This window comes from Polaribacter sp. (assembly GCF_039939415.1).
Taxonomy (GTDB): domain Bacteria; phylum Bacteroidota; class Bacteroidia; order Flavobacteriales; family Flavobacteriaceae; genus Polaribacter.
In genome coordinates, this window is sequence record NZ_JBDVJE010000011.1 from 91,063 (window position 1) to 103,696 (window position 12,634).

General features: G+C 27.2%; 9 protein-coding genes. 5 read left to right on the forward strand and 4 right to left on the reverse strand.

Features of this window, described 5'->3' with window-relative positions; all coding sequences use genetic code 11:
• The first annotated feature begins 42 nt into the window (after window positions 1-42).
• The 4 genes from ABJG40_RS01880 to ABJG40_RS01895 all read left to right on the forward strand — a co-directional run bounded on the left by ABJG40_RS01880 (window position 43) and on the right by ABJG40_RS01895 (window position 5,362).
• Window positions 43-1,080 carry a GMP reductase gene (locus tag ABJG40_RS01880; protein WP_348022885.1) on the forward strand — a complete coding sequence of 346 codons (1,038 nt, stop codon included), beginning with the start codon at window positions 43-45 and terminating at the stop codon, window positions 1,078-1,080.
• Window positions 1,080-2,216: an ABC transporter substrate-binding protein gene (locus ABJG40_RS01885; protein WP_348022886.1), complete on the forward strand. Its 1,137-nt coding sequence runs from the start codon at window positions 1,080-1,082 to the stop codon at window positions 2,214-2,216. The genes ABJG40_RS01880 and ABJG40_RS01885 overlap by 1 nt, the downstream gene beginning before the upstream one ends.
• A gap of 455 nt (window positions 2,217-2,671) precedes the next feature.
• Window positions 2,672-4,618: a histidine kinase dimerization/phosphoacceptor domain -containing protein gene (locus ABJG40_RS01890; protein WP_348022887.1), complete on the forward strand. Its 1,947-nt coding sequence runs from the start codon at window positions 2,672-2,674 to the stop codon at window positions 4,616-4,618.
• Between the two features lie 9 nt (window positions 4,619-4,627).
• Window positions 4,628-5,362, forward strand: a complete 735-nt coding sequence (locus tag ABJG40_RS01895; protein WP_348022888.1) for a response regulator transcription factor — start codon at window positions 4,628-4,630, stop codon at window positions 5,360-5,362.
• A 33-nt stretch (window positions 5,363-5,395) separates the two neighbouring features.
• Here the strand turns inward: ABJG40_RS01895 and ABJG40_RS01900 are convergent, their stop codons facing one another.
• The 4 genes from ABJG40_RS01900 to ABJG40_RS01915 all read right to left on the reverse strand — a co-directional run bounded on the left by ABJG40_RS01900 (window position 5,396) and on the right by ABJG40_RS01915 (window position 11,050).
• A complete protein-coding gene (locus tag ABJG40_RS01900; protein ID WP_348022889.1) occupies window positions 5,396-6,088 on the reverse strand; it encodes an aspartate/glutamate racemase family protein in 693 nt (230 codons plus the stop codon).
• Between the two features lie 11 nt (window positions 6,089-6,099).
• Entirely contained in the window at window positions 6,100-8,817 is a 2,718-nt protein-coding gene (locus tag ABJG40_RS01905; protein ID WP_348022890.1) for a DNA gyrase/topoisomerase IV subunit A, read from the reverse strand.
• A gap of 186 nt (window positions 8,818-9,003) precedes the next feature.
• Window positions 9,004-9,210 carry a hypothetical protein gene (locus ABJG40_RS01910; RefSeq protein ID WP_348022891.1) on the reverse strand — a complete coding sequence of 69 codons (207 nt, stop codon included), beginning with the start codon at window positions 9,208-9,210 and terminating at the stop codon, window positions 9,004-9,006.
• Entirely contained in the window at window positions 9,191-11,050 is a 1,860-nt protein-coding gene (locus tag ABJG40_RS01915) for a DNA topoisomerase IV subunit B (RefSeq protein ID WP_348022892.1), read from the reverse strand. The genes ABJG40_RS01910 and ABJG40_RS01915 overlap by 20 nt, the downstream gene beginning before the upstream one ends.
• 224 nt (window positions 11,051-11,274) lie before the next feature.
• On the opposite strand from ABJG40_RS01915, the gene lysA reads away from it, so the two are divergent.
• Window positions 11,275-12,519, forward strand: coding sequence for a diaminopimelate decarboxylase (gene lysA, locus ABJG40_RS01920; RefSeq protein ID WP_348022893.1), 1,245 nt, complete (start codon window positions 11,275-11,277; stop codon window positions 12,517-12,519).
• The last annotated feature ends 115 nt before the right edge of the window (window positions 12,520-12,634 follow it).

The following is a 12,634-nucleotide window of genomic DNA, read 5'->3' on the forward strand; positions in this document are numbered from 1 at the left end:
TTACATTTTTAATATCTTTAAACTCTAAATATTTTTACTTTTATGAGAATAGAAAATGACTTAAAATTAGGTTTTAAAGATGTAATGATTCGCCCTAAACGTTCTACTTTAAAATCAAGATCTCAAGTAACTCTGGAAAGAGAATTTACTTTTTTACATAGTGATGTAGTTTGGAAAGGAATACCAATAATGGCTGCAAATATGGATACAGTTGGTACTTTTGAAATGGCAAAAGCGTTAGCAAAATACAATTTATTTACAGCTATTCATAAACATTACACTATTAAAGAATGGAGAGATTTTGCATCTAATGCAGATGATCAAATTTTAAGGAATATTGCAGTAAGTACAGGAACTGGAAAAGAAGATTCTATTAAAGTAAAACAAATTTTAGAAGAATTTCCTCAAATAAATTTTATTTGTATTGATGTAGCTAATGGTTACTCTGAACATTTTGTAAATTTTGTTCAGAAAATGCGTAAAAATCATCCTAATAAAGTAATCATTGCAGGTAATGTTGTTACTGGAGAAATGGTTGAAGAACTTTTATTAGCTGGAGCAGATATTATTAAAGTTGGTATAGGTCCTGGTTCCGTTTGTACTACAAGAGTTAAAACAGGTGTTGGTTATCCGCAACTTTCTGCAATTATAGAATGTGCAGATGCTGCTCATGGAATGGGAGGTCAAATTATTTCTGATGGTGGATGTAAAATTCCAGGAGATTTATCTAAAGCTTTTGGTGGTAGTGCAGATTTTGTAATGTTAGGTGGCATGCTTGCAGGACATGAAGAAAGTGGTGGAGAATTGATAGAAAAAAACGAAAAAAAATTCAAAGCTTTTTACGGAATGAGTTCAGAAACAGCTATGAATAAACATGCTGGTGGAGTTGCAAACTATAGAGCTTCTGAAGGAAAAACTGTTGAAGTTCCATTTAAAGGAAATGTAGAAGAAACTATTATTGATATTTTAGGTGGAATTAGATCTACCTGCACTTATGTAGGTGCAAGTAGATTAAAAGAATTAACCAAAAGAACTACATTTATTAGAGTACAAGAACAAGAAAATCAAGTATACTCATAATGAAGAAATTTCTATTAATTCCTGTTTTATTATTCTTATTGATAACTATTTCTTGTAAAAAAGAAACTGTAAAAATTAATAAAAAAACAAAAATCGAAAGTACTATTAAATATGCTAAAGGTTTTGATATTGTTGAAGGCAATGGAATAAAAAAACTAATTATAAAATCTGCATATCAGAATTCTAAAAAAGTTTTTGAATATAGTATTAAGAGAAAAACAAACTCTAATATTAAGAATTTTGAAAAATCGATAATTTCTACTCCTATTGATAGAATTGTAGTTACATCAACAACACATATTCCAATGGTTGAGTTATTAAACGAAGAAAGTTCGATTGTTGGTTTTCCGTATTCTAAATATGTGTCTTCAGAAAAAACAAGACAATTAATTGATGAAGGAAAAATTAAAGAAATTGGAAGAGAAAGCTCTTTAAATACAGAAATACTCTTGGATTTACAACCAGAATTAGTGGTTGGTTATAGTGTAACCTCTGCTGATAAAAGTTTAACAACAGTTAAAAAAGCAGGTATAAATGTTATTTATAATGGAGATTGGCTCGAGGAAACTCCGTTAGGAAGAGCAGAATGGATTAAATTTTTTGGAGTTTTATTTGATAAAGAAAAAAAAGCTGATAGTATTTTTAGTATAATTGAAGCTAATTATTTAAATGCAAAAAACATTGCTTTAAAAGCAAACAAAAAACCTTCTATTCTATCTGGTGCTATTATGAGCAAAGACATTTGGAACTTACCTGCTGGAGAAAGTTTTGTTGCTCAGTTTTTAGTTGATGCAAATTTGAATTATTTATGGCAAGAAACAAAAGGAAAAGGAAGTTTGTCTCTAAGTTTTGAAAGTGTTTTTGACAAAGCTAAAAATGCTGATTATTGGATTGCACCAGGTTACTTTTCATCAAAAAAACAATTACTTCAAAGTAATCAAATTTATACTCAGTTTGATGCATTTAAAAATGATAAAATTTATACTCCTTCAACAAAAAAAGGAAAAACTGGTGGAGTAATTTATTATGAGTTAGCACCCACAAGACCTGATTTGGTTTTAAAAGATATTATAAAAATTACAAATCCAGAATTATTACTTAATTATCAGTTTACCTTTTTTGAAAAAATGAAATAATTTTTTTTAATAAAAATATTTTCGTTTTAACTTCAAGGTTTTTCTATATGGCTCAACCCAAAGATATCTAGTATAACAATCTAAACATTTATATAATTTTGAGTGTAAAAAAAATTTATGAAAAAAATTTCGAGGAATCCTCCTTCTGTTTTCAGAGTTACAAGATGGACATTTTTTCATTTAATCATTTAATAAAAAAAACCCCAACTTTTAAGCTGGAGTTTTTAAGGTTATTGGGGAAATAATAAGTAATAAAAACCCCTAAGCTTATTACTTATTCTCTAAAAATGTATTAATTACTAAGACAATTATAAATAAAATTTAAACATAACAAATAGTTAATCTAAAAAAAACTAATATTTGTGAAGTAACCGTTGTTTTTTGTGAAGTAAAGCTTTAAAATTTTATTCCTACGAAAAAATCTTATTTTTATTCTATAATTACTAATATTGTGTATGCTTCATTTAATATTTAAAATTAAAATTATATTTATCGTATTTACTTTTTTAGGTTTACAAATTCCTTCAAATACAATACAAAAAAAAATAAAATCGTTTACAGAAAAAGATTTTAACTCTTTAAACAAAAAATTTAATGAGAGAGTTATACTTTTTAACCAAAAAAAAATACGATTAAAAAAAACTTTTATAGACTCTTTATTTATAGGAGAAGAATGGGCCTTAAAAAATGGGACACCTAATCAAAAATTATTAGCAAAATTTCAAATTTTCACCTATTACAATCAATTAATTAACAATGATAAAATTATTGAACTAGGTACAGATTTACTTCAAAAAGAAGAGTTTTTTTCTTTTCATCAATCCTATATTACAGCATTAGGTTTAATTGAAGCATATCATAGAAAAGGGTTTTACAATAAAGAATTAGAAATATTTCCTTTATTTATAAAGTTAAATAACATTCATAATTCTAATAAAAATAAACCTTACTATGAATACGAAAGAGTGGCAAGAATTTATTATAAGATAAAGGATTATAAAAAAGCAAGAGAAAATTACAAACTTAAATTAGATGTTTTACTAAAAGAGGAAAGTTTTTTTAGTGCAAGTAGTACCTATAATAATATTGGTCTTACTTATGAAAGGCAATACGATTACAAAAATGCTATTAAAAATTATAACAAATCTCTAGAACTTGTAAACAAGGTGATCAAAAAAAATTTAGAAGATAATTTAATTTCTAACTTAGAATATAAAATTCACTTTAAAAATGTAATTGCCTCTAACATCGCTAGTCTAAACATAAAATCTTTAAATTTTAAAGGTGCAGAAGAAATATTTTTAAACGAATTAAAATCTAGTAAAAAAGTAATTGAACCTAGAATTACAGTACAAGCTTATTTAAATTTAAGTGAATATTATCTTTTAAATAAAAAAGATAAACTTTGCGAAAAATATTTAGACAGCTCTTTAAACTTCTTAAAATCATTTAAAACACCAATTGCTACATCAAGAGCTTATGCTATAAAAGGAAAATATTTATTGTATAAAAATAAGTTTAAAAAATCACATTATTATTTTGTAAAAAGTGCAAGAATAAAAGATTCTATAAATCAATCTGTACAAAAAAAAGGCATTAAAGAAGCTTCTTTAGAATTTAATTTAAATGAAACACAAAAAGAACTTCAATTTTCTAAAAAAATAATATCGCACAATCAAAAAATTAATTTTTATCATTGGTTAATAATTATAATAACATCTTTAACAGGGGTTTTATTCTTTTTCTTATTCTTAAAAATAAAAAGAAAAAATAAGTACATAACCATAAATAAAAAAAAACTTACAAAAGCTTTAAAAGTTAACCAAACTTTACTCAAAGAAATTCATCATAGAATAAAAAATAATTTACAAGTTATTTCTGGTATTTTAGAACTTAAATCTCAAAATTTTAAAAGTGATGTAAATAAAGAGGTTTTTTTAGAAACTCAAAAATATATTGAGTCTATGGCATTTATTCATGAACATTTATATACACAAGATTCAAATTCTGTAATAGAAATGACAGCTTATTTAAAAAAATTAAGTAATGCAATCATAAAAAATTATAACAATCAATTAAATATAGATGTAACTGTAAAAATAAACAATGTAGTTATGACAACCGAAAAAGCAACACCTCTTGGTTTAATTGTTTGTGAATTAATTACAAACTCTGCAAAACATGCTTTTAAAAATAATGGTAAAATTAAAATTGTATTAGAAAAAAAAGGAAACATTTACTATTTTCATTACAAAGATAACGGTAAAGGGTTTAACTTAAAATCTACTACTAAAAAAGAGCAAATAGGTTTAAATTTAATTGAAATGTTAATAGAAGAGCTCAATTGTAAAAGTTATTCTTATTTAGACAATGGCTTTAATCTTAAATTTAATTTTAGTTAATTAATTATTATGAAATCTTATTCAATATACATTGTCGAAGATATGGGGGTTACTCGAGCCACACTTTTAAGTATTTTAACTCGTAATAACCATATTGTACTTGGCAGTTCTGCTACAGCAGAAAAAGCTTGGTTAGAAATAAGTCAATTAAAGCCTGATTTAGTTTTACTAGACATCAATTTAAAAGGTGTAAAATCTGGTATTTGGCTTGCTAATAAAATTAAAACAGTTCTAAATATTCCTTTTATATTTATAACAGCTTATGGTTGTAATGATATTATCAATAAAATAGCACAAATAAAACCAGCAGGTTATATAATGAAGCCATTTAATAATGCTACTTTACTTGCCAATATACAATTATCTGTTTCTAATTTTAATGTGAAAAAAAAATTAGAAATTGAGGATAATAAAGAAAATATTCCCTTTCTGATTAAAACAAAAAATGGAATTGAAAAAATATTACTTAATGATATTTTATATGCTCAGTCTGAAGGAAATATGGTGTATATATATTTTAAAAACAAGCAATTTACTTGCCGTTATAAATTAGATGATTTATTAAATGAATTTAATAATCATCAAATAAAAAAAACGCATAGAAGATTTGCTATTAATATTAACAAAATTACTAGAATTAACAAAAAAACAGCTTTTATTAAAGATTTAGAAATACCAATTTCTAAAACTTATCTTTCTGATATTGAAAACTTATTTCAATCTATAATAAAAAAAACTAATTAATTTTTAAATATTAAAAATATGTTATTGTTGAAATTAGTTACTAATTGAATATTTAAAAGCAGCAGTTGCATGAATCATCGTTGTATCAAAAACAAGAACAGCAACATCTTTTTGTTTAATTAATAAAGGTATTTCTGTACATCCTAAAATAACTCCTTCTGCCCCACTCTCTAATAATTTATTAATAATTTTTAGGTATTTATCTTTTGATGATTCTAAAATTTCTCCAGCAGCTAATTCATCATAAATAACTCTATGAATTTCGTTTCTATCTTCTAATTCTGGAATAACTGCTTCAATACCAAAAGATTTTAAAATATCAATAAAAAAATCTTTTTCCATAGTATATTTTGTACCCAACAAAATAACTTTTTTCAGTTTCTTTTCGAGAATTCTTTTTGACGTTGCTTCTGCAATATGAATAACAGGTATATTTATAGCATTTCTAACAGCATCAATACATAAATGCATTGTATTTGCACAAATTAAAATACAGGTTGCACCTGCATTTTCTAAATCTTTTGCTGCATTTGCCATTTCTATGTCTAACAAATCCCATCTATTTTCTTTTTGTAGTTTAGAAATCTGGCCAAAATCAAAAGAATTAATTATAACTTTTGCAGAATGAGACTTTCCTAAATTATTAGAATTTAATTCATTTAGAATTCTATAATACAATATGGTAGATTCTGGTGTGATACCTCCAATTAATCCTATTTTTTTCATTGCAATTAATTTTAAAATAAACTCTGTTGATTTTCATCATCAGTCTTTTCTTTCTTCTTTTGAATTGCTTTCTTTAGAAGCGCTTTCTTTTTGTCTTCTTTATCTTGAACCTCTAAAGTTGAAGATACCTCTATAGTTGGCACATCAATAGGTAACTTTTCTTCTACAACTTCTTCATCTACAACCTCTACTTCTTCTACTTTTTCTTCTGGTTCTTCTTCAAAAGGTAGTGACTCTAATAAATTAACATTCTTAATTTTATCTGTAGTTAATTGATTTCCTTGAGCCTTAATACCTTTAACAGCAATAAACTCTTCAAAATTAATTGCTTCATTATCTAAACTACGTTTAGAATATTGAACTTCTGCAATTGGTCTGTAATCAGTTGCAATGATTTCTAATTTAGATTTTGCATGTTCAGAAATAAAAACTTCTTCTTTTTCTGGAGTTTCAATTAGAAAACGTTTTACATAATAACGCTCTTTTTCCCCATCAAAATAAATGGCAGATAATGGCTTATTGGGTTTCCATTTTTCTAAAACAATCATATCATCTTCAAAATGCATTGCCAAATCTGGTTTTACAGCTTTTGCTTTTCCACTTTGTGTAACAATTAATAATTTATCTTCTGCTCTAAATTCTCCCAACAAGTCTCCTCTTTCATCCACATTTAAACGCTGAACAGCATCATCAAACCAAATTTTACGCGGTTTTAAAGTAGAAACACCAGCGGACTTAAATTCAATTTTTCTAATTGGAAATTTAGAAATTGTATTACCTCTTACTGCTCTACCTTTTACAGCTAAATCTGCAAAATCTATATCCCACTTTAGTTTTTTAACACTACCAACAGAACGTAGATTAATGGTAACAACTTCTGCTTCTCCATTAGGGTTTGCTGTAAAATATAAAACTTTAGAACCTTTACTTCCATTGGTTAAATCATATTCTTTATCTCTAGTAACTGCTGTAACATTAAATCGTTTCATGTAAGAAGGTCCTTTAGCTCCATCTTTATACATAAAATTATAAACTGTTCTTTTGTCTTTCTTTTTAAATATTGCAACATGCAATATATCCTTACCAACAAATGTTTTAGCATCTATTTTAGTTACCATCATTTTACCATCTTTTCTAAAGACAATAATATCATCTATATCAGAACAATCTGTAACAAATTCATCTCTTTTTAATGATGTTCCAATAAAACCTTCTTCCCTATTTACATAAAGCTTTGCGTTATTCATGGCTACTTTAGACGCAACTATATCATCAAAAATTCTAATTTCTGTTTTGCGTTCTTTTCCTTTTCCGTAAGTATCTTTTAAACGTTTAAAATAATCAATTGCAAACTCTATAAGATTTGCTAAATGATCTTTCACAACAGCAATTTTATCTTCTAAGCCTTCTATAAATTGCTTTGCTTTATCAATGTCAAATTTCGATATTTTCTTAATTCTAATTTCTGTTAAACGTGTAATATCATCTACAGTAATTGCTCGTTTTAAGTGCTTAATATGTGGTTGTAAACCTTTATCTATAGCAGCAATTACTCCTTCCCAAGTTTCTTCTTCTTCAATATCACGATAAATTCTATTTTCTATAAAAATTCTTTCTAAAGATGAAAAATGCCATTGTTCTTCTAATTCATTTAATTGAATTTCTAATTCTTGTTTTAATAAATCTACTGTTAAATCTGTAGAGTGTTTCAACATTTGAGAAACACCAACAAAAACAGGTTTATTATCTTCAATTGTACAAGCTAATGGAGAAATTGAAGTTTCACAATTTGTAAAAGCATACAATGCATCAATCGATTTATCTGGAGAAACATTTGGAGGTAAGTGCACTAAAATCTCTACTTCTGCAGCTGTATTATCTTCAATCTTTTTTATCTTAATTTTACCTTTATCATTCGCTTTTAATATACTATCAATTAAAGACGAAGTTGTTGTAGAAAATGGGATTTCATTAATTACTAAAGTCTTTTTATCAAGTTGAGATATTTTAGCCCTAACCCTTACTTTCCCTCCTCTTTTCCCATCATTATAATTGGTAAAATCTGCAATTCCGCCAGTTAAAAAATCAGGAACAATTTTAAAACTTCTACCTTTTAAATATTTGATAGAAGCGTCAATCAATTCATTAAAATTGTGTGGTAATATTTTTGTTGATAAACCCACCGCAATTCCTTCTGCTCCTTGAGCCAATAATAATGGGAATTTTACAGGTAAATCTATGGGTTCTTTTCTACGTCCATCATAAGAAAGTTTCCATTCTGTTGTTTTTGGATTAAAAACAACATCTAAAGCAAATTTTGATAAACGTGCTTCAATATATCTTGATGCTGCAGCTCTATCTCCGGTTAAAATATTACCCCAGTTTCCTTGCATATCAATTAGCAGTTCTTTCTGACCAATTTGCACCATAGCATCTGCAATAGAAGCATCTCCATGAGGATGATACTGCATTGTATGACCAACAATGTTTGCTACTTTATTGTAACGTCCATCATCTAAATCTTTCATAGAATGCATTATTCTACGCTGTACAGGTTTTAAACCGTCTTCTAACGAAGGCACTGCTCTTTCTAAAATTACGTACGAAGCATAATCTAAAAACCACTCTTTATACATTCCTGTAACCTTGGTTATGATTTCCGTTTGAAGGTTTTCTCCCTCAATATTTAGTTCTTCTTCGTGTTCGTTTTCGTTTATTTCTTCACTCATCTAAAAAACGTTTATTCGTTTAAGAGTTTAATTTTTTATTCTTTTGGCGTTTTAACAGGCTTTACGTTATATCTTTTTTTTAGCTTCGTTAGATGCGCTTCATAAAAATTACTTTTTATGAAACCCAATCTCAAAAAAGGATGCCACTTCAATCCCTAACGCAATCTTGTTTGCCAACGATTCTTTTTAATCTAAATCTTTTTTGTCTTTATTATTAATCTGTAATGAAATAATAATCATTATTCCTGCTAACACTCCAAAGAAAGCTCCAGAGTTCTTTTTACTTGATATATCACTCCAATCAATCTGAAATAACCAAAACATACTAAAAGCTACAAATAAAATAGAAAATATATTCTTAATTAATTTTGTGTTATACTTCTTCTTCAACATAATCTAATTCTACTTTTAAGTTTTCTATGATAAACTTCTGTCTGTCTGGTGTGTTTTTTCCCATATAAAACTGCAACATTTGTTCTATAGACATTTCTTTATCTAACATTACAGGATCTAAACGAATATCATCTCCAATAAAATGAACAAATTCATTTGGAGAAATCTCACCCAAACCTTTAAATCGGGTTATTTCTGATTTTCCTCTTAGTTTTTCAATTGCCTCTCGTTTTTCTTCATCAGAATAACAATAGAATGTTTGTTTTTTATTTCGAACTCTAAAAAGTGGTGTTTCTAAAATATATAAATGTCCCTCTTTTATCAATTCAGGAAAAAACTGCAAAAAGAATGTTATGAGTAATAAACGAATATGCATCCCATCAACATCAGCATCTGTTGCAATTACAATATTATTATAACGCAAATCTTCTAAACCATCTTCTATATTTAAAGCCGCTTGTAAAAGGTTAAACTCTTCATTTTCGTACACAATTTTCTTGCTTAATCCATAAGAATTTAAAGGTTTTCCTTTTAAACTAAAAACTGCTTGCGTATTTACATTTCTAGATTTTGTGATTGAACCAGAAGCAGAATCTCCCTCTGTAATAAACAAGGTAGTTTCTAAATAATTTTCCTTTTTAATATCTCCTAAATGAATTCTACAATCACGTAATTTTTTATTGTGCAAACTTGCTTTTTTGGCTCTGTCTCTTGCTAATTTTCGAATTCCAGAGAGTTCTTTTCGCTCTTTTTCTGCCTGAACAATTTTCTTTAAAAGCTTGTCTGCAACTTCTGTATTTCTATGTAAAAAATTGTCTAATTTTGTTTTTACAAAATCATTGATATAAGTTCTTACTGTTGGTAACCCTCCACCCATTTCTGTAGAACCTAATTTTGTTTTTGTTTGACTTTCAAAAACAGGCTCCATTACTTTTATAGCTATAGCAGAAATAATAGATTTACGAACATCTGATGCTTCAAAGTTTTTACCAAAAAAATCTCTAATTGTTTTTACAATAGCTTCTCTAAATGCAGCTTGATGCGTTCCTCCTTGTGTGGTATGTTGTCCATTTACAAACGAATGATATTCTTCTGAATATTGTGTTTTACTGTGTGTAATAGCAACCTCAATATCATCACCCTTTAAATGAATTATTGGATACAACATATCTTCTTTGTTGTTGTTATCTTCCAATAAATCTTTTAATCCATTTTCCGAGAAAAACTTTTCACCATTAAAAATAATGGTTAATCCAGGATTCAAATACACATAATTCTTTAACATTTTTGCCACATATTCATTTCTGAATTTGTATTTCTTAAAAATGCTTTCATCTGGAATAAAAGAAACTTTAGTTCCTTTTCTTCTTGAAGATTCTTCTAAAAATTCTTGATTTTCTAAATTACCTTGGCTAAATTCTGCGGAAGCTGATTTTCCATCACGAGAAGATTCAACTCTAAAAAACGATGAAAGTGCGTTTACTGCTTTTGTACCAACTCCATTTAAACCTACAGATTTCTTAAATGCTTTAGAGTCGTATTTACCACCTGTATTCATTTTAGAAACTACGTCAACTACCTTACCTAAAGGAATTCCACGACCGTAATCTCTAACAGTAACTTTTGTTCCTTGTATAGAAATTTCGATGGTTTTACCTGCTCCCATCACATACTCATCTATAGAGTTATCTAAAACTTCTTTTACTAAAATGTAAATTCCATCATCTGCAGAAGAACCATCTCCTAATTTTCCAATATACATTCCTGGACGCATTCTAATATGCTCTTTCCAATCTAATGAACGAATATTATCTTCTGTATATTTTGTTTCTTTACTCATGAAATCTCTTACTGTTAGTAGGTTTGAAGCCTTGCTAAAATAACATTTAACAGCATAAAATAAAATACATCTGTTAATTAGTTATCAACAGGATTTCAACCAAAAAAAGATGTTAAAAATTCATTAAAAATCACAAAATAAAACAATACGTTGTATTTTTAAACAAAGAACTTTTTAAGTCAACAATTTTACTACATTTGAAGTCTGAATTAAAATAAGACAAGGTGGAAAATACACAATTAGTAGAATTAGCAAATAAATACGGAAGTCCTTTATACGTATATGATACAGATAAAATAGAATCTCAATATAATAGGTTAACAAATGCTTTTAGTAGCGTTAAAAATTTAAAGTTAAATTATGCTGTAAAAGCACTTTCTAATATAAATATTTTAAAATTCTTTAAAAATTTAGGTTCTGGTTTAGATACTGTTTCTTTTCAAGAAGTGCAATTGTGTTTAACAACTGGTATTGAACCACATGACATTATTTTTACACCAAATGGAGTTTCTTTACATGAAATTGAAGAAGTAGCTAAATTAGGTGTTCAAATTAATATAGATAACCTTTCTATTTTAGAACAGTTTGGACAAAAACACCCAGACACTCCTGTATGTGTGCGTATTAACCCACATATTATGGCAGGTGGAAATTCTAAAATTTCTGTAGGTCATATCGATTCTAAATTCGGAATCTCAATACACCAAGTACCTCACATTAAGCGTGTTGTAGAAAACACAGGAATGAATATTAACGGAATTCACATGCATACAGGTTCTGATATTTTAGATATTGATACCTTTTTACGTGCTTCTGATATTTTATTTGATGTGGCTAGACAATTTGATAATATTGATTTCATAGACTTTGGGAGTGGATTTAAAGTACCTTATAAAGAAGGAGATATTTCTACAGATATTGAGCAATTAGGTATTCAATTATCAAAAAGATTCAATGAGTTTTGTGTAGAATATGGAAAGGATATTACTTTAATGTTTGAACCAGGAAAATTTTTAGTTTCTGAAGCGGGTTCTTTCTTAGCAAAAGTTAATGTTGTAAAACAAACAACTTCTACCGTATTTGCTCATGTAGATTCTGGTTTCAATCATTTAGTTAGGCCTATGATGTACGATTCTTATCATCATATTACAAATGCTTCTAATCCTAATGGTCGAGATAGATATTACTCTGTTGTAGGATATATTTGTGAAACAGATACGTTTGCATCTAACAGAAGAATTGCAGAAATTTCTGAAGAAGATATTTTATGTTTCCACAATGCGGGTGCTTATTGCTTCTCAATGGCTTCTAATTACAATTCTCGTTATTTACCTGCAGAGGTTATGCTTCATAAAGGAAAAGATTATATTATTAGAAAAAGACAAACTATTGAAGACATTTTAAATAACCAAGAAATTGTTGATTTTCCTGAAATTAAAATGGATTCAAAAGAAAAAGTAGAAGCTTAAAATTAGCTTTTTTACAAATTATAAATCCATCAGAAAATATATTTTTTGGTGGATTTTTTTATTAAATTTACGTAACAAAAATTAAAACAACTATAGAATGAAAATTTTAGGAATA